General features: G+C 61.5%; 30 protein-coding genes. 17 read left to right on the plus strand and 13 right to left on the minus strand.

The window, feature by feature from the left end:
* Positions 1-4 precede the first annotated feature (4 nt).
* Positions 5-637: a molybdenum cofactor guanylyltransferase MobA gene (gene mobA / locus AC1DMK_RS03275; protein WP_477857090.1), complete on the plus strand. Its 633-nt coding sequence runs from the start codon at positions 5-7 to the stop codon at positions 635-637.
* The gene (gene mobB / locus AC1DMK_RS03280) at positions 634-1,155 is read left to right on the plus strand and encodes a molybdopterin-guanine dinucleotide biosynthesis protein B (RefSeq protein ID WP_477857092.1); all 522 of its coding nucleotides are present in this window, start codon (positions 634-636) and stop codon (positions 1,153-1,155) included. Before mobA ends, mobB begins: the two co-directional genes overlap by 4 nt.
* Positions 1,156-1,201: 46 nt before the next feature.
* On the opposite strand, the gene AC1DMK_RS03285 is transcribed toward mobB, so the two are convergent.
* Positions 1,202-3,451, minus strand: a complete 2,250-nt coding sequence (locus tag AC1DMK_RS03285) for an OmpA family protein (protein ID WP_477857094.1) — start codon at positions 3,449-3,451, stop codon at positions 1,202-1,204.
* 324 nt (positions 3,452-3,775) lie between these two features.
* On the opposite strand from AC1DMK_RS03285, the gene AC1DMK_RS03290 reads away from it, so the two are divergent.
* The 8 genes from AC1DMK_RS03290 to AC1DMK_RS03325 all read left to right on the plus strand — a co-directional run bounded on the left by AC1DMK_RS03290 (position 3,776) and on the right by AC1DMK_RS03325 (position 9,451).
* A complete protein-coding gene (locus AC1DMK_RS03290; protein WP_477857096.1) occupies positions 3,776-4,549 on the plus strand; it encodes a transporter substrate-binding domain-containing protein in 774 nt (257 codons plus the stop codon).
* A gap of 113 nt (positions 4,550-4,662) precedes the next feature.
* Positions 4,663-5,466: an ABC transporter permease gene (locus AC1DMK_RS03295; protein WP_037061207.1), complete on the plus strand. Its 804-nt coding sequence runs from the start codon at positions 4,663-4,665 to the stop codon at positions 5,464-5,466.
* Complete coding sequence (locus AC1DMK_RS03300) at positions 5,463-6,293, plus strand: ABC transporter permease (RefSeq protein ID WP_037061206.1); 831 nt, start codon at positions 5,463-5,465, stop codon at positions 6,291-6,293. Before AC1DMK_RS03295 ends, AC1DMK_RS03300 begins: the two co-directional genes overlap by 4 nt.
* Before the next feature lie 158 nt (positions 6,294-6,451).
* The gene (locus AC1DMK_RS03305) at positions 6,452-6,718 is read left to right on the plus strand and encodes an usg protein (protein ID WP_037061204.1); all 267 of its coding nucleotides are present in this window, start codon (positions 6,452-6,454) and stop codon (positions 6,716-6,718) included.
* Positions 6,719-6,887: 169 nt separating this feature from the next.
* Positions 6,888-7,703 (plus strand): class I SAM-dependent DNA methyltransferase, encoded by an 816-nt coding sequence (locus AC1DMK_RS03310; RefSeq protein WP_037061201.1) that lies wholly within the window; start codon positions 6,888-6,890, stop codon positions 7,701-7,703.
* A gap of 246 nt (positions 7,704-7,949) precedes the next feature.
* Positions 7,950-8,636 carry a glutathione S-transferase family protein gene (locus tag AC1DMK_RS03315; protein ID WP_477857099.1) on the plus strand — a complete coding sequence of 229 codons (687 nt, stop codon included), beginning with the start codon at positions 7,950-7,952 and terminating at the stop codon, positions 8,634-8,636.
* Positions 8,633-8,965, plus strand: coding sequence for a metalloregulator ArsR/SmtB family transcription factor (locus tag AC1DMK_RS03320; protein WP_037061197.1), 333 nt, complete (start codon positions 8,633-8,635; stop codon positions 8,963-8,965). The genes AC1DMK_RS03315 and AC1DMK_RS03320 overlap by 4 nt, the downstream gene beginning before the upstream one ends.
* 9 nt (positions 8,966-8,974) lie before the next feature.
* Positions 8,975-9,451 (plus strand): SRPBCC family protein, encoded by a 477-nt coding sequence (locus tag AC1DMK_RS03325; RefSeq protein WP_037061196.1) that lies wholly within the window; start codon positions 8,975-8,977, stop codon positions 9,449-9,451.
* 20 nt (positions 9,452-9,471) lie between these two features.
* Here AC1DMK_RS03325 and AC1DMK_RS03330 read toward each other — a convergent pair whose 3' ends face one another.
* The 5 genes from AC1DMK_RS03330 to AC1DMK_RS03350 form a co-directional block, all read right to left on the minus strand.
* On the minus strand, positions 9,472-10,296 hold the full coding sequence (locus tag AC1DMK_RS03330; RefSeq protein WP_477857101.1) for an ATP-binding cassette domain-containing protein: 825 nt from the start codon (positions 10,294-10,296) through the stop codon (positions 9,472-9,474).
* A 10-nt stretch (positions 10,297-10,306) separates the two neighbouring features.
* Complete coding sequence (gene ssuC / locus AC1DMK_RS03335; RefSeq protein WP_037061193.1) at positions 10,307-11,155, minus strand: aliphatic sulfonate ABC transporter permease SsuC; 849 nt, start codon at positions 11,153-11,155, stop codon at positions 10,307-10,309.
* A gap of 117 nt (positions 11,156-11,272) precedes the next feature.
* Entirely contained in the window at positions 11,273-12,448 is a 1,176-nt protein-coding gene (gene ssuD / locus AC1DMK_RS03340; protein ID WP_477857103.1) for an FMNH2-dependent alkanesulfonate monooxygenase, read from the minus strand.
* Between the two features lie 32 nt (positions 12,449-12,480).
* Positions 12,481-13,446 (minus strand): aliphatic sulfonate ABC transporter substrate-binding protein, encoded by a 966-nt coding sequence (locus AC1DMK_RS03345; protein ID WP_477857105.1) that lies wholly within the window; start codon positions 13,444-13,446, stop codon positions 12,481-12,483.
* Positions 13,447-13,648: 202 nt separating this feature from the next.
* On the minus strand, positions 13,649-14,614 hold the full coding sequence (locus tag AC1DMK_RS03350; RefSeq protein WP_037061372.1) for an aliphatic sulfonate ABC transporter substrate-binding protein: 966 nt from the start codon (positions 14,612-14,614) through the stop codon (positions 13,649-13,651).
* A 262-nt stretch (positions 14,615-14,876) separates the two neighbouring features.
* Between AC1DMK_RS03350 and AC1DMK_RS03355 the strand changes: the two genes are divergently transcribed.
* Both AC1DMK_RS03355 and AC1DMK_RS03360 read left to right on the plus strand, forming a co-directional pair.
* Positions 14,877-15,746, plus strand: coding sequence for an NAD(P)-dependent oxidoreductase (locus AC1DMK_RS03355; RefSeq protein ID WP_477857107.1), 870 nt, complete (start codon positions 14,877-14,879; stop codon positions 15,744-15,746).
* Positions 15,743-16,429, plus strand: a complete 687-nt coding sequence (locus AC1DMK_RS03360) for a DNA alkylation repair protein (RefSeq protein ID WP_477857109.1) — start codon at positions 15,743-15,745, stop codon at positions 16,427-16,429. The genes AC1DMK_RS03355 and AC1DMK_RS03360 overlap by 4 nt, the downstream gene beginning before the upstream one ends.
* 335 nt (positions 16,430-16,764) lie before the next feature.
* Here the strand turns inward: AC1DMK_RS03360 and AC1DMK_RS03365 are convergent, their stop codons facing one another.
* The 3 genes from AC1DMK_RS03365 to AC1DMK_RS03375 form a co-directional block, all read right to left on the minus strand.
* Positions 16,765-17,253 (minus strand): Lrp/AsnC family transcriptional regulator, encoded by a 489-nt coding sequence (locus AC1DMK_RS03365; protein WP_007629545.1) that lies wholly within the window; start codon positions 17,251-17,253, stop codon positions 16,765-16,767.
* 67 nt (positions 17,254-17,320) lie between these two features.
* Positions 17,321-17,965, minus strand: coding sequence for a uracil-DNA glycosylase family protein (locus AC1DMK_RS03370; RefSeq protein ID WP_477857112.1), 645 nt, complete (start codon positions 17,963-17,965; stop codon positions 17,321-17,323).
* Positions 17,959-18,498, minus strand: a complete 540-nt coding sequence (locus AC1DMK_RS03375) for a thermonuclease family protein (RefSeq protein WP_477857113.1) — start codon at positions 18,496-18,498, stop codon at positions 17,959-17,961. Before AC1DMK_RS03375 ends, AC1DMK_RS03370 begins: the two co-directional genes overlap by 7 nt.
* Before the next feature lie 106 nt (positions 18,499-18,604).
* Between AC1DMK_RS03375 and AC1DMK_RS03380 the strand changes: the two genes are divergently transcribed.
* The gene (locus tag AC1DMK_RS03380) at positions 18,605-20,140 is read left to right on the plus strand and encodes a sensor histidine kinase (RefSeq protein ID WP_477857115.1); all 1,536 of its coding nucleotides are present in this window, start codon (positions 18,605-18,607) and stop codon (positions 20,138-20,140) included.
* 20 nt (positions 20,141-20,160) lie between these two features.
* Here AC1DMK_RS03380 and AC1DMK_RS03385 read toward each other — a convergent pair whose 3' ends face one another.
* Positions 20,161-20,541, minus strand: a complete 381-nt coding sequence (locus AC1DMK_RS03385; RefSeq protein WP_477857117.1) for a diacylglycerol kinase — start codon at positions 20,539-20,541, stop codon at positions 20,161-20,163.
* A gap of 122 nt (positions 20,542-20,663) precedes the next feature.
* The gene (cobT, locus tag AC1DMK_RS03390) at positions 20,664-21,680 is read right to left on the minus strand and encodes a nicotinate-nucleotide--dimethylbenzimidazole phosphoribosyltransferase (protein ID WP_037061180.1); all 1,017 of its coding nucleotides are present in this window, start codon (positions 21,678-21,680) and stop codon (positions 20,664-20,666) included.
* Positions 21,681-21,818: 138 nt separating this feature from the next.
* Between cobT and AC1DMK_RS03395 the strand changes: the two genes are divergently transcribed.
* The 4 genes from AC1DMK_RS03395 (at position 21,819) to AC1DMK_RS03410 (ending at position 24,051) form a co-directional block, all read left to right on the plus strand.
* Positions 21,819-22,601: an adenosylcobinamide-GDP ribazoletransferase gene (locus AC1DMK_RS03395; protein ID WP_477857119.1), complete on the plus strand. Its 783-nt coding sequence runs from the start codon at positions 21,819-21,821 to the stop codon at positions 22,599-22,601.
* Between the two features lie 19 nt (positions 22,602-22,620).
* Positions 22,621-22,836, plus strand: coding sequence for a DUF1289 domain-containing protein (locus AC1DMK_RS03400; protein WP_037061177.1), 216 nt, complete (start codon positions 22,621-22,623; stop codon positions 22,834-22,836).
* Positions 22,833-23,534 (plus strand): retropepsin-like aspartic protease family protein, encoded by a 702-nt coding sequence (locus tag AC1DMK_RS03405; RefSeq protein ID WP_037061176.1) that lies wholly within the window; start codon positions 22,833-22,835, stop codon positions 23,532-23,534. Before AC1DMK_RS03400 ends, AC1DMK_RS03405 begins: the two co-directional genes overlap by 4 nt.
* Before the next feature lie 385 nt (positions 23,535-23,919).
* The gene (locus AC1DMK_RS03410; RefSeq protein WP_477857120.1) at positions 23,920-24,051 is read left to right on the plus strand and encodes a hypothetical protein; all 132 of its coding nucleotides are present in this window, start codon (positions 23,920-23,922) and stop codon (positions 24,049-24,051) included.
* Positions 24,052-24,090: 39 nt separating this feature from the next.
* Here AC1DMK_RS03410 and AC1DMK_RS03415 read toward each other — a convergent pair whose 3' ends face one another.
* Together AC1DMK_RS03415 and AC1DMK_RS03420 are read right to left on the minus strand one after the other, a co-directional pair.
* Positions 24,091-24,852: an ABC transporter permease gene (locus AC1DMK_RS03415; protein ID WP_037061172.1), complete on the minus strand. Its 762-nt coding sequence runs from the start codon at positions 24,850-24,852 to the stop codon at positions 24,091-24,093.
* On the minus strand, positions 24,849-25,775 hold the full coding sequence (locus AC1DMK_RS03420; protein ID WP_037061170.1) for an ABC transporter ATP-binding protein: 927 nt from the start codon (positions 25,773-25,775) through the stop codon (positions 24,849-24,851). Before AC1DMK_RS03420 ends, AC1DMK_RS03415 begins: the two co-directional genes overlap by 4 nt.
* Positions 25,776-25,821 lie beyond the last annotated feature (46 nt).

The raw sequence follows: 25,821 nt of genomic DNA on the forward strand, positions 1-25,821 counted from the left end.
CATCATGAGCGAATTTAGGCTGGACAGATCCAACATTCCCGGCGTCGTCCTTGCGGGCGGGCGATCCTCCCGGATGGGCCGTGACAAGGCCTCTGTGACACTCGCCGGTCGCACGTTACTCGACCGCGCTATCGAGCAACTGACCCCTCAGGTCAGCGCGATCGCCGTCAATGCCGATGTGACCCCGCAAAATTGCAGCCGCCCGTTCATTCCTGATATCATTCCCGGCAAGGCTGGGCCGATGGCCGGGATTCATGCCGCCATGGCCTATGGCGCATCGCTTCTCGCAGTCACGCATGTCGTCACGGTTTCCGTCGACAGCCCGTTCTTCCCCGGCGACCTTGTGGACTGGCTCGCCGGCGCAGTCGATGCACCGGAAAAGATCGCCGTCGCCGCCTCCGAAAGCCGCATTCATCCGGTATTCGGTCTCTGGCCGGTCTCCCTCGCCGGCGACCTCGAAACATGGATCTCATCGGACGACAAACGCCGCGTCCGCGACTTCCTGTCACGGCATGACGTTACGGAAGTCGCGTTTCCGCTGCGCCCGACGCGGGCCAGCCTTCTCGATCCTTTCTTCAACGTCAACACGCCCGATGACCTCGCGGAGGCCGAACGCTGGTTGAAGGTGCTCACATGACGACGAAGCCCAGGATCTTCGGCATTTCAGGATGGAAGAATTCCGGCAAGACCGGCCTTGCCGTTCGGCTCGTCGAGGAATTCACGCGGCGCGGCTACCGGATCTCGACGATCAAGCATGCCCACCACGACTTCGACATCGACAAGGTCGGCGCGGACAGCTATCGCCACCGCCAGGCCGGTGCATATGAGGTGACCATCGTCTCCGGCACCCGCTATGCCATCATGCACGAACTGCACGGCGCCCCGGAGCCGACATTCGAGGAGATCCTCGCCCGTATCGCTCCCTGCGACCTCGTGCTGATCGAGGGCTACAAGCGCGAGCCGATCCCGAAGATCGAGGCTCGTCGCCTGGACGCGGCAAACCGAGAGCCTCTGGCCCCGACCGATCCGCACATCGTTGCGGTCGCCGCCGACCATCCGGTCACCGAGACCACCCTGCCCGTCTTCGATCTCAACGACACAAACGCCATCGCCGACTTCATAGCGGCGACGGTTGCTCTGACGCCGCGAAAATAAAGAAGCCGCCGGTCGCCCGACGGCTTCTGTCGTTCTGCTGCTTCGCTTAGTTGCGCGAGGCAACCGGCCGTACCAACGCCGTCACGCGACGGATGGTAACACGGCGGTTTTCCTGCTGCGGCCCCTGCGTATTGACCTTCAGATAGCGTTCGCCGTAACCCTGCGTCGCAAGGTTTTCAGGCGGAATGCCGTAGACGTCGGTCATCACGTTGGCGACCGATTCCGCACGCTGGTCCGAAAGGATCAGGTTGCTCTGGTCCGAGCCCACAGCATCCGTGTGGCCTTCGATCAGGAAGGTTTCGGTCGGATCTTTCTTCAGAACCTCGTTGATCGCGTCGGCTACCTTGCGTAGGCTGCGAGCCTGGCTCATCGGGATTTCTGCACTTCCCGTCGCAAATGTCACCGTATCAAGGTCAATACGCCTCACTTTGTCGCGGATACGCGCCGAATACTTCACTTCGTTCAGCGAATAGACGCGCTCGACAGGCTCCACCGGCGGTTCGCGCAGGAAGTCGTAGTAATCGCGGTCCTCGTCGCTGCTCGTGTCCATGATGTAATCCTGCAGTGGAATACGCAGGCGCATCGGTGGCAGATCGGCACCAGGATCGTCGAAGTAGTCGCGGTCCGGATTGTCGTACAATTCCGGGGTGTAATAGAGCACGTCCTCGCGGCCACGGTTGTCGATGCGCGAACGCTGGATGATATCGCCGTACCGGTTGCGAACAGTCACGATCTGGTAGCCGTCGCGATCGATCGTCTCACGGTAACGGTCACGCGGCAGCTGCTCGTAGATCGGCCGTTCACCGTCGCGCAGGAAGCGACGGTCATCGTCACCGCGAACGAAGGTCTGGTTGTTGATCTGAATGATCACCCGGTTGTCGTCGCCGCGCTGGCCATAGTTGGCGCCGTCCGGCCGGGCGAACTGCGGCCGCTGGTCGAGGCGCCGGCCCTGCTCACTCGTGATGGCTTCGATCTTGAGCGGCGCGGGCTTGGCGCCATCGGGTGCGATCTGTGCGTCGGCGTCCGACTTGGGGACCCGGACCTGCTGCTCCTCGCCGCGCTGCTTGTCGCGCTCGCGGCGGGACTGGACGCCGCCTGAACGATCGGCATCCTTGTCGCTGTCGAGAACGGCGGCGCCGTTTTCAACGGGCAGAACGACGGTTTCCGTGCTTTTGCTCGGATCAGCAGCGATCTCCTTGCGGCGCTCAAGCTCCTTCGGGGTGACCTTCTCCGGAGCCGGAATGGCCTGCTCGGCCTGACCTGCTGCCGGCTGCGCGCCACCGTTCGGCTGCGCCGGAACGATCTGCTCACCCTGCTGCTGGGCGGGGGCATCGGCCGGTTGCGCAGCCGGTGCCTCCCCCTTCTGCGGCTGAGCCGGCTGTTCTGCGTCTGCGGGCTGCTGCTCCGGAGTGGGCACCTTCCCGGCAGCAGGTTCCTCCTGCGGCTTGGGTGCCTGTTCCAGCGCGGGCTGTTCCTGTGAGGCCGCCGGCTTCTGGCCCTCCGGTTGCGCCTGCGGCGCTTCTTCGGCAGCCTTCTTGCGCGGCTTCACCGGCTGTTCACCGCCATCAGCCGCGGGCTGCTTGCCGTTCTTGCGCGAAGGCTTCTGCTCTTCGCTTTGCGGCTGGGCCTGATCGGTTTGCGGCGCAGGTTGATCGAGCTGCTGCTGCGGCGCGGCTTCCTCCGGGTGCTGCTGCTTGTCGCGCTTGTTGCGGCGTGGCTTCTCGACTGGAGCTTCCTGCTGTGCCGGCTGCTCGGCGGCAGGCTGTTCCGCGGCAGGTTCGCGCTTCTTGCGCGGCTTCTCGACTGGTGCTTCCTGCTGGGCCGGCTGTTCGGCGGCAGGCTGCTCGGCGGCAGGTTCGCGCTTCTTGCGCGGCTTTTCCACAGGAGCTTCTTGCTGCTGAGGAGCCTGTTCGGCCGTCGGTTCGGGCTGCGCGCGCGGCTTTTCCACGGGAGCTTCCTGCTGTTGAGGCTGCGGTTCCGCCGCGGGTTCAGGCTGCTTGGCGGGAGCTTCGGCAGGAGCCTGCTGCTGTTCTTGAGCTTCGGGCTGCTTATGGCGCTTCTTCAGCAGTTCCTCGTCGGTCGGCGCAGCTTCCTGGGCGACCTCGGGCGCCGCTTCCTGGGCGACCTCGGGCGCCGCTTCCTGGGCAACCTCGAAGCTGCCGACGATCGCCTGCGGTGTCGTGCGCGCCTGCTCGACGCTTGCTGCAGCCGCAAACACATGTGCCGGAGGCATCACGAGCGACAGGGACAGCAGCGGAAAGGCCGCACTGGCAAACAACCTGGATTTCATTCCCATAGGGGCTCCTCTTGATTACGTCTTCTCTTGGGCGCGTTCGCTGCCGCGTCTGTTTCGGTACTTAAGTTGGCGTCCCGAAACAGGGCAAGCTTGAATTTGTTCCACGCGTTTTATGAACTGCCGCATTAACCCGGTATGAATGTGGCGGTTTGCCAATGTTCATCGGCGTCGTTGTTTGCAGCGCACAAGAGCGCTGCGATTCCAGTTGCAATTTTAGCAGAAAGAGTTTGATTATTATGGCAAGGCGTTGCCAGGCAGCGCCCCATCCGGGCCGCCGCCGCAAAATAAGAAGATGGCCGGCGGTCACCAACAGAGAGGACTATCATGCGCATCTCCACCCGTTTTCTCGCCGCCGCCTCGATCGCCGCGATGTCACTATTCGCCGGCTCGGCAATGGCTGATGGCGAGAAGTATGTCATCGGCACCGACTCGACTTACCCGCCCTTCGAGTATGTCGACGCCAGCGGCCAGTTCCTCGGCTTCGATATGGATATCGCCCGCGCACTCTGCGCCGAGATGAAAGCCGAATGCACCATCGTCAGCAGTGACTGGGACGGTATCATCCCTGCCCTGCAGGCCAAGAAGTTCGACATGATCATTTCGTCCATGTCGATCACGCCGGAGCGCTCCAAGCTCGTCGACTTCACCAACAAGTACTACAACACCCCGCCGGCAGTCGCCGTGCCGAAGGATTCGACCGTCACCGACGTTGCAGGCCTCAAGGGCAAGACGATCGGCGCGCAGACCTCCACGACTCACTCGAACTATGCTGAAAAGCATCTCCCCGACACCGAGCTGAAGCTCTACCCGACCGCCGACGAGTACAAGCTCGATATCGCCAACGGTCGCGTCGATGCAGTCATCGATGACGTCGTGGTGCTGTCGCAGTGGGTCAAGTCGGACGCCGGCGCATRCTGCAAGATCCTGACGACGCTCCCCGTCGACAAGGAAATCAACGGCGTTGGCGCCGGCATTGCCGTCCGTCAGGGCGATCCGCTGCGCGAGAAGCTGAACACGGCAATCGCTGCGATCCGCGCCGACGGCACCTACAAGAAGATCCAGGACAAGTACTTCGACTTCAACGTCTACGGCGAATGATAAATTCTGTACGCCGCTGACAAAGGTGATGGCGGAAGGCTTGCCCTTCCGCCATTTTTGTTTGACAAAGATGGCAAGAGCAAAGCGGCAAAAGCCGCGAGGGGAAAAGTGGCATGAGCGGATTATTTTCCGCGCTGGGTTCGTTATGGGCCTGGATTGGACATGTGTTTGATCCGCTATGCGGACCCGCGGGGCTTTTCACCTGGTTCGGTTCGGCGACGATCCTTGCCTGCGGAGATACCGGCTGGGGCGACGAGATTGCCGCCGGCCTGAAGGTCACCATCGCTGTCGCACTCGTGACGCTGCCGATCGGCCTCATCATCGGCTTCGCGGTTGCTCTCGGCCAGCAGTCTGAGGAGAAATCGGTCCGCCTCGCCGCCGGCATCTACACGACGATCTTTCGAGGCCTGCCGGAACTGCTGACGCTGTTCATCATCTACTACGGCATGCAGATCCTCATCCAATCGGTGCTGGCATCCTTCGGCTATGACGGGCGCGTCGAGATAAACGCCTTCTTTGCCGGCGTGATCGCCTTGTCCGTGGTCTTTTCCTCCTATTGCTCCGAAGTCTTGCTGTCGGCTTTCCGCGCCATTCCCAAGGGTCAATACGAAGCGGGCGATGCCCTTGGCCTTCACCGCGGGCGCACTATGATGCTTATCGTCCTGCCGCAGCTCGTGCGCATCGCGCTCCCCGGCCTCGTCAATCTCTGGATGATCCTGCTCAAGGATACGTCCTATGTGTCGATCATCGGGCTTGCTGATATATTGCGTCAGACCGGCGTCGCGGTGAAGGTCACCAAGCAGGCGTTTTTGTTCTACGCCCTCGCCTGCGCGATCTATCTTGGGCTCGCCGTCATTTCCTCCATCGGCCTCAGCTATATCGAGCGCTGGGCCAAGCGCTCGGAGGTCCGCCGATGAGTTACGCCCAAGTCCTGATCCCGCCGCAGCCGGCACCCAAGGAAGCGAGCAAGCGCATCACGGGTGCGCGCGTCACCGGTTATGTCGTCGTCGGCCTTTGGATCGTTCTCGCAGCCGTGCTGGTCGCAATGGTGATCACAGGCTGGGATCCCGAAAAGTTTACCCGCTACGGCCCGCGCTATATCCATGGCCTCCTCACAACGATCACCCTGGTGGTGATATCGGTGATCTGCGGCGCCATTCTCTCGCTGCCGCTAGCCTTCGCGCGAATGTCGCCCAACAAGCTCATCAATGGGCTGGCCTACTGCTATGTCTATGTGTTCCGCGGCACGCCGCTGCTCGCACAGCTGTTCCTGATCTACTACGGCCTCGGCCAGTTCCGGCCGCAGCTTGAGTCCGTCGGTCTCTGGTGGTTCTTCCGCGATGCGTGGTACTGCGGCCTGTTTGCGATGACCATCAACACTGCCGCCTATCAGGCAGAGATCCTGCGCGGCGCAATCGAGAGCGTACCGCGCGGCCAGCATGAGGCGGCGGCATCGCTCGGCATTCACAAGGCCGTGGCTTTCGGCAAGATCATCCTGCCGCAGGCGCTCATCGTGGCACTGCGCCCTTATGGCAACGAGATCATCCTGCTCATCAAGGGATCGGCTGTCGTCGCCATCATCACCGTGCTCGACCTGATGGGCGAGACGCGCTATGCCTTCTCGCGCACTTTCGACTACCAGACCTATCTGTGGGCGGCAATCTTCTATCTCAGCATGGTCGAGGCGCTGCGTCACCTCTGGGGCTGGATCGAGCGCCGGCTGACACGCCATCTGAAACGATGAAGTGTTAGCAGCACTCCCCGAAGAGTACTGCTAACGCATTGAAAATACAAACAAACATTCCTTTTACTGGCTTTTTCTCAAGCTTCGGTTAACCATGTCATGGTTCCATTTCACTGGGCGCTAATCAGCGCCAGGTGGGAACGAGAAGCGAGACGACGATGCACAAGGATATGGAAAGACAGCTTCAGGGCTACGGCCTGACCACAGCCCAGATCATCTACCGCATGCCGGATCACAAGGCGATCCTCCAGACCTATATATGGCAGGACTACGACCTCGCCCCGGATTTTCCGGAGATGCGCGGCTTTTTGAAGTTCTGGCAGGAGAAACTGGACGGGCCACTGCATTCGGTGCGCTACATTCATCGCAAGCTGATCTCGGCGACCGAATGGCGCGCGCTGAAGGGCGAGTTCATTATTAACTAGCGCCCGGCCGCAGCCCCATCGGACATGTGCCTAGCCGCGGGCGAATTCAACGTCCTCCGGCTCGCAAACGGGCGCGCCTTTGAGACTGCCGCGATGTGAAGGCAGCCATTGCAAAAGACAGCCGGTCGCCGTAGACGCTGCGCAAGAGATAGAACGGTGGTGAATTGCTATGGCCAAGAAGATCGACGAAGACGCACTCGCGGAAGCCTATAACCGGGCGCTGGCGCTGGAAAAAGCCGGCGACGTCGATGCGGCCGTGAAAGCCTATGAGGAGGTCCTCGCCATCGATCCAGACGATCACGGCGGCGCAGCCGTCCGCATCGCCGCCATGGGCCGCGGCGAAACGCCGGCCAAGGCGCCGGATGCCTATGTCGAGACGCTGTTCGATCAGCATGCCGAGGTCTTTGAGGATGTTCTCGTCGAACAGCTCGGTTACCACGTTCCCATGCTGGTCCGCCAGCGCCTGCAGGAACTGAAGCTCGGCCCCTTCAAGCGCATGCTGGATCTCGGCTGCGGCACAGGGCTGACCGGCGGCACGCTGCGCGATCTGTGCGAGGACATGACCGGTATCGACCTTTCGGAAAACATGGTCGAGATCGCCCACGAGAAGGACCTCTACGAGACGCTGTTCGTCGCCGAAGCGGAAGACTTTCTGGAAGACAACGACGAAGAGCCCTTTGACCTCATCACCGCGACCGACGTGCTGCCCTATCTCGGCGCGCTCGAGCCGCTCTTCTTCGGCGCTGCAGAGAACTTGATGCAAGGGGGGCTGTTCATTTTCTCCTCCGAGACCCTGCCCGGTGTCACCTTCGAAGGCCGCAGCTACATGGTTGGCCCGCACCAGCGCTTCGCCCACGCCGAATCCTATGTCCGCGAACGTCTGACGTCGACCGGTTTTGAACTGATCGAGATCACCGACATCAACGTGCGCATGGAAGACGGTCGGCCGACTCCCGGCCATCTCGTGATCGCGCGGCTGGCCTGAGCGGATAGCATTCCGCAAGAAAGCATGCATGCCTTCTTGCGCGTCCGTCCACGCGTCCGGCAGGAAATGTCCGAGATGCGAACGCTCCAAGCGCCTGGACAACTGACACGCCGATACGCGCCCAGCCGCAGGCATGCGTCATCGGACAATAACTTAGCCAATCGGACAACTATTCAGTTGCCCGCGAGCCTGAAACTTGATACTTAGCCACACAGGTAAGTTTTCCACGACACCAAAGGTGATGGCATGACGCTCGTTCTTCATCAGCATCCGCTTGCTTCCTTCTGTCACAAGGTCCTTATCGCGCTCTACGAAAACGGTACGCCGTTCGAGGCAGTACTTGTCGATCTCGGTGACGAGGCCTCGAGAGCGGCCTTCCTGCGCCTCTCGCCGCTCGGCAAGATGCCCGCGCTGCGTGATGAAGCGCGCGATCGCACGATCCCGGAAACATCGATCATCGTGGAATACCTGGACCGATACTACCCTGGCCCCGTGCGCCTTGTGCCGGAAGAATTCGATCAGGCGCTGGAGGTCCGGCTCTGGGACCGGTTCTTCGATCTCTACGTTCAGGAGCCGATGCAGCAGATCATCAGCGAGCGCCTGCGCCCGAACGGCGATGAGAGCCGCGCAGACGACGCCAGGAGAGCGCTCCTGAAAGCCTACGAGATGATCGAACGGCACCTCGACGGACGCGCATGGATCACCGGCAGCAGCTTCACCCTTGCCGATTGCGCTGCCGCGCCCGCCCTTTTCTATGCCGAGACACTCGTGCCGTTCGCAGACGATCAACCGAGACTGAAAGCCTATCACCGACTGCTGCTGGAGCGCGCATCCTTTGCAAGGGTCCTGCAGGAAGCCACGCCCTATTTCAAATTCTACCCTTATCGTGAAAACCTGCCCGCCCGCTTCCGGCCGGACGACGCCGCCGAATGATGCAGGAGCCAGCCAGCCTTGACCGCATGTTCCACGCGCTCGCCGATCGCAGTCGCCGGGGCATGATCGATCGCCTCGGCCAGGGCCCCGCGTCCGTGTCAGAGCTGGCAGAGCCCCTATCCATGGCCCTGCCCACGGTTATGAAGCATCTTGGGGTGTTGGAGGAAAGCGGCCTGGTACGCTCCGTCAAGACCGGCCGCGTGCGAACCTACCGCTTGCAGCAGGAAGCCCTGGCAAACATCGAGCGCTGGCTGGCCGAGCGCAAGGCGAGTTGGAACAGCACCTTCGACCGGTTGGACCGGTTTCTGGCAGACGAACAACCAGACTAGGAGAACGCCATGAAGAATCCGTCGGCCGAACACGCCACGCTGACGATAGAGCGCCACCTGAAGGCGTCCGCATCGCGCGTTTTCGCAGCCTGGGCCAGTTCCGAAGCCAAACGCCAATGGTTCGCCTGCCACGACGAATGGGTGCCGTTGGAGTATAGCCTCGACTTCCGCGTCGGCGGAGCCGAGCGAAACCACGTCAGCGACACCGATGGCGTCCTCCATGCTTACGAGGCCCGCTATATCGACATAGTCGCAAGCGCGCGCATCATCTACGCCTATGACATGAAACTTGGCGACACCTGTATTTCGGCGTCCCTTGCAACGGTGACTTTCGAGGCGACGGCCACCGGCACGAAGATGCTCTTCACCGAACAGGTCGTGTTCCTCGACGGCTATGCTGACAACGGTTCACGCCTGCAGGGAACCGAAATCCTCATCGATCGAATTCAGGCGTTCGTCGAAGGCGAGACAGGCGTCGTTCACTGAGGCGATGCGCAGCGGCCTTCTCAGTGGCCGCCGTCCGTCCCCAGAATGGCGGCAAGCAGCCTGCCTTCCAGTTCGGCAAGCGCCGGATTGCCGTGGCGGCGAGGATGTGGGTACGGGATCGCCAGATCAAGCGCGACACGCCCTTCGTCCAGCACGATCACGCGATCGGCGAGATGCACCGCCTCGCTGACATCATGCGTCACCAGCACCGCAGTGAAACCAAGCTCACGCCAGACGCGGTTCAAGAGTTCCTGCATGCTGATCCGGGTCAGGGCGTCGAGCGCTCCGAGCGGTTCGTCGAGCGCCAGGACGCCCGGCTTGCTAACCAGCGCACGCGCAAGCGCCACGCGTTGCCGCTGACCACCGGAAAGACGTGCTGGCCACTCCTTGGCCTTCTCCGCAAGCTGCACCTCTGCAAGCACCGCCTCGGCCTCCCTTCGTGCCAGCCGCTTGTCGATCTTGTCGCCGAGCCCGACCACCACGTTGTCGACAACGCTCAGCCAGGGTAGCAGACGCGGCTCTTGGAAGACGATGCGGGCGTTGGCCTCGGCATCCGCTCCGTCGGCATTCTCGAAATGCAGCTCGCCTGCGGTTGGCTCGTCAAGCCCCATGAGGATCCGCAGCAGCGTGCTCTTGCCGCAGCCGCTCTTGCCGATCACGGCCACGAACTGTCCGGCCGGGATATGCAGGTTGATGCCGCGCAGCACGCGGTTGCCGCCGAAGCTCTTTTCGAGGCCCTTCAGCGTGATCGCCGCAGCACCGGCCCCGGCAGGAGCCGCGTGATCGATTTCGTATTCCGGCTCGACCGCAGCGCCTTGAAAACGCTCATGCGCAATGAGGGTCATGGCGTCTCTCCTATTTCTGGTAAACCGGGTTCCATTTGAGCGCCCGTCGCTCGAGGGCGCGGGCGACGACGTCGGCGAGCTTGCCGAGCACGGCGTAGATCACCAGTGCCAGCACCACGACATCCGTCATCATGAACTCGCGCGCATTGTTGGCCATGTGGCCGATACCCGACGAGGCGGCGATCGATTCCGAGACGATCAACGTCAGCCACATGATGCCGAGTGCATAGCGAAGCCCTACGAAGATCGACGGCAACGCGCCGGGAAAAATCACTTTCCGGAACAGAGTCCAGCTGCCCATCCCGTAGACGCGGCCCATTTCGATCAGGTCGCGGTCGACGTTGCGTACGCCATGATAGGTGTTGAGATACACAGGAAAGAGCACACCGAGCGAGGTGAGAAACAGCTTCGATTCCTCGCCGATACCGAACCACAGGATCACCAGCGGGATCATGGCGAGATGCGGGATGGTGCGCAGCATCTGCAGCGTCGTATCCGTCAGTTGCTCCGATACCTTCGAGACGCCGTTGGCAATCCCCAGCAGAAAACCAATCGCGCCGCCGACGAGTAGCCCTGCAAAGGCGCGCGCGGCACTGACCAGGATGTCATGCGGCAGCTGACCGGTAACGGTTGTCTCCCAGAAGGCAACGGCGACGTCGGCCGGCGACGGCATGATGCGCGAGGAGATCCAGCCGGCGGATGACGCAAGCTGCCACACGGCGATGATCGCCACCGGCACAACGTAGGGCAGCAGGGTGGCGCGGCCCGGCAACGAAATGGCGAAACCCGCCCTACCCCCCGCCCTACCCTCTGTGCGTTCGGTGAGCGCCCTGCCGATCGGCGTATCGAATGTCGACATGAAGATTTCCCTCGCTTTTGCGTACTGCCGCGGGTAACCAGCGACCTCACACCAAACCTGTGCGTGAATTCAATCGTTGCGCCGCTCGCAATCGGCGGACGGCGCAGGAAGGGAAGATCAGGAACCGGAAACCACTTTCAGGTTGCCGCCGTGGCTACCGCCGCCGAAGACCTGTCGCTTGCCGAAGTCGCTCTGGAAGCCATGGCGCTGTTCGTCGCGGGTGATGCCCAGTTCGGGGAAGAGCAGTTCGGCAACGCGATAGGCTTCTTCCAGATGCGGATAGCCCGAGCCGATCACCGTATCTATTCCGACGTCCTGATATTCGCGCAGACGCGCGGCGACCGTCTTTGGCGAACCGACGAGAGCAGTACCGGCACCGGCACGCACCAGACCGACGCCGGCCCAGAGGTTCGGCGAGACTTCGAGATTGTCGCGACGACCGCCATGAAGGGCCGCCATCCGCTTCTGGCCGACGGAGTCGGACTCGGCAACGAAGCGTTCCTGCGCTTCGCGGATCGTCTCGTCATCGAGCTTCGAGATCAGGCGGTCAGCGGCCTCCCAGGCCTCCTCATCCGTCTCGCGAACGATGAAATGCAGCCGAATGCCGAAGCTGACCTCGCGGCCCTTCTTGGCGGCGGCGGCACGCACCTTCTCGACCTTCTCGGCCACCTGCGCGGGCGGCTCGCCCCAGGTCAGGTACTTGTCGACGCGGCCCACGGAAAAATCGATACCGGCGTCGGAGGAACCGCCGAAATAAAGCGGTGGACGCGGGTTCTGCACGGAGGGGAAGCCGAGACGCGCGTTGGTCGCCTTGATGTATTTGCCGTCATAGCTGGCGACGCCCTTTTCGAGCAGCTCTTCGAAGACCGTGAAGAATTCGTCTGCATGGGCGTAGCGCTCATCGTGCGCCAGATGAATGCCGTCGCCGGCAAGCTCGCCCGGGCTGCCGCCGACAACGATGTTGAGCAGCAGGCGTCCGTTTGAGATACGGTCGAGCGTTGTCGTGAGACGGGCATAGTAGGCAGGCGATGCCGTGCCCGGACGAATGGCGACGAGAAACTGCAGCTTCTCGGTCTTGGCGGCAAGGGCAGCTGCCGTCACGAAGGATTCCTCGCAGGCAACGCCAGTCGGCAACAGGACCCCGGAGTAGCCGAGGCGATCGGCGGCCTGCGCGATCTGCGTGAGGTAGCCGATCTCAGGAGCGCGGTTCAGCTCGTTGGACCCGAGATAGGCGCCGTCGCCCGAAGTCGGGATGAACCAGAGGAAGTTGATCGGATCGTGTTGGGCTGTCATGGGAAATGATCCTCGTTGTCTGGAAAATGGGTTCAGCTCGCTCTGGGATGCCAGACGATGTCACTGACTTTGAGCTGCTTCGGCACGACGCCGAGCTTGTGGAAATCGTCTGCCAACGCCTGCTGGTAGGTAAGTGCCGCGTCCGGGAAGAGCGACACCTTTCCAAGATCAGCCTGGCTGCGGGTCAGCGTCACCCGGGTGATCTCGGCGGGAACGCCGGTGATTTCGGAGAGTGACTTAACGGTCCCGTCGAGATCCGCCTGCGCGGCAGCGCCGACCTTCGACAGCTCGTCAATGACATCGGCGATGATCTCGGGATGCGCGGCAGTGAACGTGCCGTTTCCAAGGAAGTAGCCCCAGTTGTCCAGCAAGCCTTCGGACGTTGTCACGACGCGCGCCCGCGGATCAGCCTCGGCAACGGCGAAGAACGGATCCCAGATCGCCCACGCATCGATCGCGCCATTCTTGAAGGCCGCCGCGGCATCCGGCGGCGGCAGGTCGACTTCCGTGATGTCGGATAGCGTGAGCCCGGCCTTGGCCAGCACCTTCAGCGCAAAGTTATGAGCGCTGGAACCTCGCTTGTAGGCAAGCTTCTTGCCCTTCAGATCTTCGATCGTCTGGATTGGCGAATCTTTCAGGACGAGCAGCCCGTGAAAAGCCGCCGGCCCGCGATAGGCACCGACGTAAAGCAGGTTGCCGCCCGCAGCCTGGGCAAAAAGCGGCGGCACGTCGCCGGTTACCCCGAAGTCGAGCGCATCGGCGCCGACGGCCTCGAGCAGTGGCGGACCGGAGGCGAATTCGTTCCACTCGACGCTGACGTCCTTGGCTTCCAGCCGCTTCTCCAGCGCACCCGTACGCCTTGCCAGCGCCAGCACGCCGAACTTCTGCCAGCCGATGCGCAACGTGGTCTCGGCAGCGCGTGCTGACCGTACCTGCGGCACGATCACCGTCGCTGCCGCTGCGCCAACCAGGCCGAATGTCTGTCTACGGGTGAACATCGCGTATCCCTCTCCTGCTGGCTGCCCGCCCTTGCGCCCGGCCGCTCGTTTCATGAAGCGATAGTGACATAGACGACCAATTAGATCGACAATATCAATTTTCTATTCTGCTCGATTTCGGAGAATAGTTTTTCCCGGCCCGCAGCATCGGGGATGTCCCTGTGCCGCGGGTCGCGAAACGGTCTTGATCGCGTGGGCGCTATCAGCTGGCCTTCGGGCGCCAGACGATATCGTCGGTTTTCAGCTGCTTGGGCACGATGCCGAGGCTGAAGAACTCGTTGGCCAGCGCCTGCTGGTAGGCAGCCGCCTCGTCGGAGACGGTCGATACGCTACCGAGGTCGGCACCCGGCCGCGTCAGCGATACGCGCGTCACATCTGCAGGAACGCCAGTGATTTCCGAAAGCTCCTTGATCGTTTCGTCGAGCTTGCCCTGGGCAGAGCGCCCGACCTTGGCGAGTTCATCGATGACATCGACGATCACGGGCCCGTTCGCGTCGGTAAACTCGGCATTCGCGAGGAAATAGCTGTAGGAGTCCACGATACCTTCCGCTGTGGAGAGAATGCGCGTCTCGGGATCGGCTTCGACAATCGCCAGATAGGGATCCCAGATCGACCAGGCGTCGATGCTGCCGTTCTTGAACGCGGCGGCCGCATCTGGCGGCGAGAGATCGACAGCCTCGACATCGGCGATGCCAAGGCCCGCCTTGCGCAGTATTTTGACGGTGACGTTATGGGCGCTCGATCCGCGCTTGAACGCGACCTTCTTGCCCTTCAGGTCTTCCACCGTCTTGATCGTGGAGTCCTTGCGCACGACGATGGCCGAGCCTGCCGGGCTGCCGCGATAGGTGCCGACGTAGTAGAGGCGACCCCCGGCTGCCTGCGCAAACAGCGGCGGAACGTCGCCGGTCGCGCCGAAATCGAGCGCGCCTGCGCCAAGCGCCTCGAGCAGCGGCGGTCCTGAGGTGAACTCAGACCAGCTGACCGTGATACCCTTGTCGGCGAGCCGCTTCTCAAGAGCCCCTCGCCGCTTGGCAAGCGCCAGCACCCCGTTTTTCTGCCAGCCGATCCGCAATTCCGTCGCGGCTGCGCGGGCGGGCTTGATGGCAGGCAGCAGAGCGGTGGCTGCCGCTACGCCGAAAAGCCCCAATGTCTGACGACGTGAAATCATGGCAATCCCCTTTATCAGCGTGCCGTCAGGCTTTACCCGGCCGACCGCTTCGTTTGCGATGCCAAATACTGATTAATTACATAAATTAGATCGACAATTATATTTGTGATATTCGCCGTCGTTGAAATTTTCCTGACCCGATTTTTTCGTTTCCGCGGAATTTTGTTCCAACGCGGGGAACACTTACCCGCACGCGACAGCTTTTCGCCCGCCCCTCTTTCCGCTAATCCTCGTGCCCGACATTCATTCAGAGGATAGGAACATGGCAAAAGTCGCATTCATCGGTCTCGGCGTGATGGGGTTTCCCATGGCGGGTCATCTCAAGGTGAAGGGCGGCCACGACGTCACTGTCTATAACCGCACCGCAGCGAAATCCGCCGCCTGGACAGAGAAATTCGGCGGCAAGTCGGCGCCGACGCCGGCCGAAGCTGCCAGGGACGCGGACTTCGTCTTCACCTGCGTCGGCAACGACGACGATCTCCGCTCGGTGACATCGGGCAAGGACGGCGTCCTGCAGACGATGAAATCAGGCGCGATCCTGATCGACAACACGACGGCAAGCGCCAACGTCGCACGCGAACTCTACGACGCCGCCAATCAAAAGGGCGTCGGCTTCATTGACGCGCCGGTGTCCGGCGGACAGGCCGGTGCGGAAAATGGCGCCCTGACCGTCATGTGCGGCGGCGATGAAGCAACCTACGACACCGCAAAGCCGGTCATCGACGCCTACGCCCGCATGGTCGGCCTGATGGGCGCGCCGGGTGCCGGCCAGCTCACCAAGATGATCAACCAGATCTGCATCGCAGGCGTCGTCCAGGGCCTCGCCGAGGGCATCCATTTCGGCAAGCGCGCCGGTCTCGACATCGAGAAGGTCATCGAGGTCATATCAAAGGGTGCCGCAGGCTCATGGCAGATGGAAAACCGCCACAAGACCATGAACGAAGGCAAATACGACTTCGGCTTCGCCATCGACTGGATGCGCAAGGATCTCGGCATCGTCCTCGACGAAGCCCGAAGCAACGGCGCCAAGCTCCCCGTCACGGCTCTCGTCGACCAGTTCTATGGCGACGTCCAGGCCATGGGCGGCAATCGCTGGGATACCTCCTCCCTCCTCGCCCGCCTCGAAAAATGATCGGCCCCTCCTCGAGCGCAGCCGAACTGATCGCGCATCTGCAAACGCTGCGCTCGCAGGAGAATATCGCCGGCATGGCCCGCTTCGGTATTGCCACCGAAACGGCGCTGGGCATTTCCAATCCCGATTTGCAGAAGATCGCCCGCCTGGCGAAGAAGGATCACGCACGCGCGCTCGATCTTTGGGCTGGCAATATTCGCGAAGCGCGCATGCTTGCGCTCTACACGGCCGATCCGAAGACAATCACCGCGGACGACGCCCGCCGATGGTCCAGCGATTTCAATTCCTGGGAGATCGTCGATACCGCTGCCGACCTCTTCGTCGAGGCGCTTCTCCTGCCCCTCGTCGACGAATTCGTCGCCGACGAACGCGAGTTCGTGCGCCGGACGGCGTTCGCGATGATAGCAGGTGCAGCCGTTCACCTGAAGAAGGAGCCGGACAAGACGCTGTTGGACTGGCTGCCGCTCATCGAAAAACATTCAGGCGACTCGCGCAACTTCGTGCGCAAGGCCGTCAACTGGGCGCTCAGGAACATTGGAAAGCGCAACCGACATTGTCACGCACCTGCGTTGTCACTGGCCGAACGGCTCTCTGCCAGCCCCGACAAGACCGCCCGCTGGATCGGCAAGGACGCCGTCAGGGAACTGACGAGCGAAAAGATACTCGCTCGTCTCAAGGGCTAATGCCCCCAAACAGGTTGCAGCCGCAAATCGTCGATGATTTTAGCAATTCGGGGCGGCGAAGCGTTTTTGGTCATACTTGCAAACAAGAACCAACAACAATCCTTGGCAGAACTTGGGTTCCTAAGGAACTTCATTTCACAAGGTGTTCCGTCGCAAACTCGAGCACGACCAGTAGGTCTAGTGCAGGTATTTCCACGAACAAGGCAGCGACAAAGACAATCGACGAAACCATTCGCCAAGCAGATCTGGCACTTTACCAATCCAAGACCGGGGGGCGTAATAAAATATGCCTTTTCAATTCGCACTCAACGCCACAGAAAGCTTCCTCGCAACGCTCAGTCTTCGTTCGACTTGGCGTTATCGAGGAGCATGTAGTCGAGCGGCAGCTGTGTCGAATACTTGATCTGCTCCATCGCAAAGGCCGAGGAAACGTCGCGGATTTCGATCTTGGCGATCATCCGCTTGTAGAAGGCGTCGTAGGCGGCAATGTCGGGCACGACGACGCGCAGGAGGTAGTCGACGTCGCCGCTCATGCGGTAGAACTCGACGACCTCCGGGAACTCGGCGACCACTTCCGAGAAACGGCGCAGCCACTCGATCGAGTGCGTCGCCGTCCGGATCGATACGAAAACCGTGACCTTCGTGTTGACCTTTTCGGGATCGAGAATGGCGACGCGGCGCTTGATCACGCCATCTTCTTCCATTTTCTGGATTCGACGCCAGCAAGGCGTCGTCGAAAGACCGACCTTCTTGGCGAGATCGGCAACTGCCAATGTCGAATCTTCCTGCAAAAGACGCAGGATCTTGCGGTCTAGACGGTCCATGAATAAAAGCCCCTTCGAATTATATTCTTTGTATAGCGCGATTCCGACCGTTTGGAAGAATTTTGTTTCAGTTCGCCAGCATTTTGATACGTTCGCGCAGCACCGGCAGCAATTCATCCTGGAACCATGGATTTCGCTTGAGCCACGCGGTGTTTCGCCAGCTCGGATGCGGCAATGGGAGAATGGCCGGCGGGCGGTTGGAGAACAATGTCGCCCGCCAGGCGCGCACCGTTTCCGTCATGTTCTGGCGACGCTCCGCGCCTAGATGCCATGTCTGCGCATACTGCCCGACGGCAAGCACCAATTCGATCTGCGGCATCGCTGAAACGACCTGCTGGCGCCAATGCGGCGCGCATTCGCGCCGCGGCGGCAGGTCGCCGCCCTTGTCGTCGTACCCGGGGAAGCAGAAGCCCATAGGCACGATGGCAAAGCGGTCACGGTCGTAAAACATCTCGCGGTCGATCTGCAGCCAAGCGCGAAGCCGGTCGCCAGACGCGTCGTTGAACGGTAGGCCGCTCTCGTGAACCCTGAGGCCGGGCGCTTGTCCTGCAATCAGCACCCTGGCTTTCGCTGAAAGCACGACGACCGGACGCGGCTCGTGCGGCAGCCTGTCATCGGCGCCCCGGAGCGGCGCATCGCGACAGATGCGGCAGGCCGCGATGTCGCCCCGCAGTGTATCAAGCCCGTCCTGCTCGGGACTGACTGTCACCATCCGAAAAGTCCAAGTGCACCGCGCGAGGTTGCTGTTTCACGCCCATGGTCGCGAACAGCGCGCGGCATCTCGAAGGTTCCGGCCCAAAGGCCAACCTTCTCCACCCGTGCCTGCGCCTCCTCCGGCCCGTAGGCGCCATAGGAGACTGCAAGGCCCTTGCGTACCATCGCGCCATTCAGATCCACGCCATCGGCCTGGCACACGACCAACAGCCGCTGGAATCGGTCCCGTTCGCTGCCCACGCAGCGCGCGTCGGGCGCCGCCACCAGGCTCTGCAACATCCGTCTGGCCTCCTGTCCGCATTGCCATGCCTGGCCGGCACGCTCGCATCTCTGGCTGAGTTCCGGCGCATCGATGCCGTAAAGCCGCATTCGTTCCTGTCCGATCGCCAGACTGTCGCCGTCGGCCGCATGGAACCGGCCGGTGTGTGCGATCTCCGCACGGTCGTTCAATTTTGCGGCGATCAGCCAGATGAACGCCAGAAGCGCCAGCGCAGTCACGCCCTCGCGAATCGTCCGAAAGCCGCGCGTCACGCTTTCGCCTCCTTGAAAAACAAATCGTTGGCAAAAATGGCAAACATATTCTTAAGAATTGCGCTTTAGGGTGAAGATACCCGCGGATCAAGCTTCAACGTGTACAATGAGTAACGGCGTAAGCACATCGACCGATAAGAATATCGTCGACAAATCACGCAGTCACCGGAACAAGCCTGTGTCGAAGGCTGTGCGGCTGACGCGTGAGCGCCTGCAATCGAGCCACGCGCCGAGCGGCGCCTTCGATCGCGACGTACTCGCCCTCTACATCAATGCCGTCCTTCAGGGCGCCTCCATAGTGCCGCTGTTCGTCATCATCGTCGCGGCACTCGGCATCTATTTTACCGGCGATGCCCAGATACTGCTCTGGGGACTTCTTACCCTGACCGCGCATGCGGCGAACGTCTTTTTCGCGCGGCGCGCCCGCAAGCAGGAGATGACGGTCGTCAGCGCACGGAAATGGCGTCGCGTTCTGTTGCTCGGCCAGTTCATGATCGGCTGCTGCTGGGCGGTCTTTGCCCTGCAGGACTGCACGGCCTGCGAGCCATCCAGCTTCGTGCTCTATAAGGGAGCAACCCTGCTGATCGCGCTGTCGGTCACCGCGATGTGGAATTTCATGCTGACGCCCTGCGTGCTGGTGACATTCGCACCCGTGGTCCTCGGCCTCATCGCCAAGACCGGACTCTCGCGCGAATTCCTCGAAATCGCCCTCACCGCCACGCTGACGACGACGGTGGTCTTCTTCCACTACATCAGCGACCGGCTGTTTAAATCGAACCTCAGGATCCTCGCCTATCAGTCCGAGAAGGACGACCTGATCGCCGAACTGGAAGTCGCCAAGTCGATGTCCGACGAGGCCCGCCGCCGGGCCGAGGAGGCAAACCTGGCGAAATCCCGTTTCCTCGCCTCGATGTCACATGAGCTCCGGACGCCGCTGAACGCCATTCTAGGTTTCTCCGAAGTCATGTCGGCCGAAGTGATGGGACCGCTCAACAACCCGACCTACAAGGAATACACGGGCGACATTCATCGATCGGGACAGCATCTGTTGAACCTCATCAACGAGATCCTCGATCTCTCCCGCATCGAAGCCGGTAAGTACGAGCTGAGCGAGGAGGCTATCTCCCTGCTCGACATCTCCGAGGATTGCATCGGCATGGTTCAATTGCGCGCTCGCGGCAAGAGTATCACCATCACGCAGCAATTCGAACCGGATCTGCCGCCGGTCTGGGCGGACGAAAAGTCAATGCGCCAGGTGCTCCTCAACCTCATGTCCAACGCCGTGAAGTTCACCCCGCAGGGCGGCGAGATCCACGTCAAAGTCGGCTGGACCGCAGGCGGCGGTCAATACATCTCGATCAAGGACAATGGACCGGGGATCCCGGAGGAGGAAATCCCGGTCGTTCTGTCAGCCTTCGGTCAGGGGTCCATTGCCATCAAGAGCGCCGAACAGGGCACCGGCCTCGGCCTGCCGATCGTTCAGGCGATCCTTGCCAAGCACGACGGACAATTCCTCTTGAAATCCAAGTTGCGCGAGGGCACCGAAGCCATCGCCATTTTGCCGGCAATGCGGGTGCTGCAAAGCGTTCCGGCGGTGGAGGATACGCACGCCGTATCGCGCAAGCGCCGAAGCTTTGCCTGAACTCGATCATCTCGGCAGGATCATCCGAAAATCAGCTGCTTCCCGACTGTGAACAGCAGGAAAATCCCGCACGCCGCGATCATGCAGAGAACGGCAAACGAGCCGAGATCCTTGGCATGCTTCCCGACCATGGAGATCTCTGGCGAAATCCGGTCGATTACTTCCTCGATGGCGGTGTTCAACGCTTCGAACGCAAAGAGCACGAGGAACAGCAGGACCGCAACCATCAACTCGGCAAGCGTCGCACCGACGGCCAGCAGCAGAATGAGCGAGACGGCGAAAAACAGCAGTTCCTGCCGAAAAGCGGCCTCCTTGATCAGCCGGCGGAAGCCGCCGACCGAATAGCTGGCAGCAGCGAGGAAGTGGCTGATGCCGGTGAGTTTGGTCACGGCAGGTTTCATCGAGTGCCCTCGTCGTCAAGTAGACGGCGGCCATCGCAGCCGCCATGCATCAGAAAATGCGAATACCGGTTCCCGGTCCCCGCCGCAAGACTCTGTCATAAACCTGTCACGAACCTGAACGCTCAGTGCTTGTTCGTGACGCCCGCCTGGGCAAACGTCGCCATGCCGGAATGGCATGCAGCCGCTGCCTTGACGATGCCGGCTGCAAGCGCCGCGCCCGTTCCCTCACCGAGCCGCATGCCGAGCGCCAAAAGCGGCGTCTTGCCGAGCATCTCGACCGCCCGCAGGTGGCCCGGCTCGCCCGACACGTGGCCGATCAGGCAATGATCGAGCGCGGACGGGTTTGCCGCCTTCAGGATCGCCGCAGCAGCCGTTGCTACGTAACCGTCGATCAGCACCGGAATCCGTTCGACACGCGCGGCGAGGATGGCACCCGCCATGGCCGCGATCTCGCGACCGCCGAGCCGACGCATGATTTCCAGTGGATCGTCGAGGTGATCGCCATGCAGCGCGACCGCCTTCTCCACCGCGGCGATCTTGCGCTCCAGCATATCGCCCTCGGAACCGGTGCCCGGGCCGACCCAGTCACGCGCGGAACCGCCATAAAGAGCATAGTTGATCGCAGCCGCAATGGTCGTATTGCCGATGCCCATCTCGCCGATGCAAAGAAGATCGGTGCCGCCGGCAATCGCCTCCATGCCAAACGCCATCGTCGCCGCGCAGTCGCGCTCGGACAGCGCCGGCTCCTCGGTGATGTCCCCGGTCGGATAATCGAGCGCCAGATCGAACACCTTTAGCCCGAGGTCGTAGGCGACGCAGATCTGGTTGATCGCAGCGCCGCCCGCCGCAAAGTTCTCGACCATCTGCTGCGTCACAGCGGGCGGGAAGGGCGTGATACCTTGCTTGGTGACACCGTGGTTGCCGGCGAAGATAGCGACGAGTGGGCGGTTGACCGCAGGCGTCCTGCCCGTCCACGCCGCCAGCCAAAAAGCAATTTCCTCCAGACGCCCGAGCGCGCCCGGTGGCTTCGTCAATTGCGCGTCGCGCTCGCGTGCAGCCACCAGCGCCCTGGCATCCGGGCCTGGCAGATCGCGCAGAAGTGCCCGGAAATCGTCGAACGGCAGGCCTGAAACGCTCATGGGTACGGCTTCCTTGTCTTGTCTGTAAACTTGTCTTTTGGCTGCAAATCAGCTTCTTTCGTCGCCACTCTCTTAAAGGCAGCGGCGGAGGCGAACAACTCCAAAAGCGTTGCGTATTGTCGCGGGGTCGGGCGCAGCATGAATATCGTGAACTATGCCGTGGACGTCGCTCGCGCCGTCGCTTTCCTCAGCCGCTTGCCCATGCCACGCGCAGCGTTTGCCGGGTACGACGGCAGGCTTGACCGGGTCGCGCGCGCATTTCCCGTCGCCGGCATTCTCATCGGCCTCTTGCCAGCCATTGTCCTCTTCGTGATGCTCTTCCTGCATGCCGATCGGCTAATGTCCGCTCTTGTTGCGCTTGCCGTTCAGGCTGTCGTCACCGGCGCACTGCACGAGGACGGGTTGGCGGATTGCGCGGACGGCATTGGCGGCGGGCGCAATCGCGAGCGCAGCCTGACGATCATGAAGGACAGCCGCATTGGCACCTATGGTGCGATCGCACTGATCCTCTCCTTTGCCATTCGCGCTGCCGCAATCGCAGCCATCGTCGGCGCCGCGCCGTCCTTTGCCGCGGCGCTGGCGCTCCCGGCCGTCGCCTGCATCAGCCGCAGCGCGCTCGTCTGGCACTGGCACAGATTGCCGCCGGCAAGAAACGATGGGGTCGCCGTCGCCGCGGGACAGCCTGGTGAAAGCGTGATGCAGACTGCGCTGGCCTCCGGCGGCGTTCTTGCCGCTCTGCTGCTCTGGCCCGGCCTCGGCCTTCTACCGCTTGTCTGCAGCCTTCTGGCTGCCGGCTTGACGGTGATGGCATTCACGGCGCTGGTCCGCAAAAAACTGCAGGGCCACACCGGCGACACGCTCGGCGCGGCAGCACAAATTTCCGAGACGGCGGCGCTTTGCGCCCTTGCCATGGCATTGTGAAACATCGATATAGTTTTTCATGCAAACACCCTGCATTGACGTGTGCTCCATCGATTCTGCCAGCGGCCTATGCGCAGGCTGTGGCCGTACCATTGAAGAAATCAGTGGCTGGATGTCGTTTTCGGACGAGGAACGGCGGCAACTGATGGTCGCTTTGCCCGCTCGGTTGCCGCAGAACCGGTTGATAGCCGGTCGCCATTCCGCAACCGTCAAGACGGCGGAGCAGACCGCATGACACGCCTGACTATCCTTCTGGGCGTTCTCGGTCTTGGACTTGCAGTTCTCATCTTCAGCAGCGACAGCCCGCGGGTGCTGGGCATGCGGACCGACGATTTCGGCCGTGTCGTCTACTTGCTGCCGATCGCACTGATGCTGGCGGCGGGCATTTGGGGGCGCCGTATCAGCGTCGGCGAAACTTTGCGCCACCTGATGATCTGGCTGGTGCTGATCCTCGGGCTTGCCACCGCCTACCTCTATAGGCAGGAAGCATTTGGCGTCGGCAACCGCCTGCTCGCCGGCCTCGTGCCCGGCCGCGCCGTCGTCGTGACCACGAGCGAAGGCGGCGAGGAAGTGATCCTGCACAAGCTATTGAACGGCCATTTCGAGGCCGATGTCCAGATCAACGGGCAGACCATCTCGATGCTCGTGGATACCGGGGCCAGTATGGTCGCCCTGTCGCGCGAAGACGCCGAGCGTGTCGGCATCATCCCCGAGAACCTGACCTATTCGATGAGCGTGATGACAGCGAACGGCCGCGCCCAGGCTGCGCCCGTGACGCTGTCCGAAGTGGCGATCGGCCCAATCGTGCGCAACAACGTCAATGCAAGCGTTGCCGAGGACGGCAAGCTCGACCAGAGCCTGCTCGGCATGAGCTTTCTCTCGACGCTGGGATCGCTGCAGATGCAGACGGACGAGCTGAGAATGCGCGACTAGACACCTCCGCGCGAACAGGAACGCTAGATGATCCCGATCGCAACGCCGTCGCTTCGCACAGTCACTCTGGTTGCAAACACGATAAATGCACCCACAAGAGCAGGCGTCACTCCTACATTTCATAGGGAATCATCATGAATTTCAGACCAGGTTGTTTGGTGATAGTTGCTGCATTTGTGGCTTTGGCAATACCAGGCATCGCAAACGCTGAAGCATACTCAGGCCTGCTGAAGCAGGGCTATACGGTTTCCAGCTCGGACAGGGAAAGTCTGGCAGCCTGGGCTGGGTGCTGTCAAAAAGCGGGAAAAAGTTCTTTTGCCGCCTCAATGCCAGCTTGGCAATTGTCAGCAGCAAGCAGATGGTCAGCTTCACTTCGAGCGGTCGAATGGTCAAAGTGGATCGTGCGGTCTTTGAGGCCGCGATCGGGGGACCGGATCCGTTGGTTCCCCTGCTGTCGGATCAGCAGTCAGGTCGGGCAAAACTGGCGGATGTCGGCGCCTGCGGCGCGCTCGGCTGATCCTGCTGCTTCCCGACGGCTCGAGAGGCGCCGGCTCATCTAGTTCCGCAGCCGGTAGCCCGTCTTGAACATCCATCCGAGCGTGCCGAGGCAGATCGCCAGAAAGATCGTGATCATGCCGAGACTGACCAGCGGGTTGACGTCGGCGATACCGAAGAAACTCCAGCGGAAACCGCTGACCAGATAGAGCACCGGGTTGAAGTGGCTGACCGCCTGCCAGAAGGGCGGCAACATGTTGATCGAGTAGAAGCTGCCGCCCAGAAAGGTGAGCGGCGGGACGACGAGCATGGGGATGAGGTTCAACTGCTCGAAATTGGTCGCCCAGATACCGATCATGAAGCCGAACAGGCTGAATGTGATCGCCGTCAGCAGGAAGAACAGAACCATCATGAACGGATGCTCGATCCTGACGTCGACGAAGATGGTCGCCGTCAAGAGAATGATGACGCCGATCATCAGTCCCTTCGTCGCCGCCGCTCCGACATAGCCGAGCAGGATTTCGGTCATTGCTACAGGCGCCGACAATACCTCGTAAATCGTCCCTGTGAATTTCGGAAAATAGATGCCGAAGGAGCCGTTGCTGATGCATTGGCCCAGGAGCGTCAGCATGATCAGGCCGGGCGTGATGAACGCCCCGTAAGAGACACCCTCCACTTCCTGAATGCGCGAGCCCACCGCCGCACCAAACACGATGAAATAAAGCGATGTCGAAATGACCGGCGAGACGACGCTCTGCAACAGCGTGCGACGCGTGCGCGCCATCTCGAAATAATAGATCGACTTGATGGCCTCGAAGTTCATTTCGCTCCTCCTACGAGTGCCACGAAGATATCTTCCAGCGAACTCTGCTGCGTCGAAAGATCCTTGAAGTGAATGTTATGCTCGCCAAGCCGCGTCAGAAGCGTCGCGATGCTCAGTTGCTCGTCCTGAGCATCGAAATCGTAGACCAGCCTGTTACCGTCATCAGCGAGCGAAAGCCCATTGCCCGCGAAGCTGTGAGGCAGCGCCTCAAGCGGCTCCGTAAGCTCAAGGATCAGTTGCTTGCGGCCAAGTTTCGCCATCAGTGCAGTCTTGTCCTCGACGAGCAGCAGCTCCCCGCCATTGATGACACCGACGCGGTCCGCGATCTCTTCGGCTTCCTCGATGTAGTGCGTCGTCAGAATGATCGTCACCCCCGCCTCGCGCAATTTTTCCACGACCTGCCACATGTCCTTGCGCAAGGTCACGTCGACACCCGCAGTCGGCTCGTCGAGGAAGAGAATCTCAGGCTCGTGCGACAGCGCCTTGGCGATCAGCACGCGCCGCTTCATGCCGCCGGAAAGCTGGCGCAGCATGTTGTCCTTCTTGTCCCAGAGCGAAAGGTCTCGCAGCACTTTTTCGATGTGGGCCGGATTGGGCTTCTTGGCGTGCAGGCCGCGCGAGAAACTGACGGTGTTCCACACCGTTTCGAACTGATCGGTCGTCAATTCCTGTGGCACGAGGCCGATCATCGCCCGTGTCGCACGGAAATCCTTCACCACATCGTGGCCACCGACCAGCACTGTGCCGCCGCTCGGATTGGCGATGCCGCAGATGATCGAGATCATCGTCGTCTTGCCCGCGCCGTTCGGCCCGAGCAGCGCCAGGATTTCGCCCTTCTCGACATCGAGGTCGATGCCCTTCAGCGCCTGAAATCCGTTGGCGTAGATTTTCGTGAGATTGCGGATGGAGATAATCGGGGCCATGGGGGCTCTTGCAAATTCGCGGGCGGACTGGGGCGCTATATAGCCG

It is taken from the genome of Rhizobium sp. 05L419 (assembly GCF_056397845.1).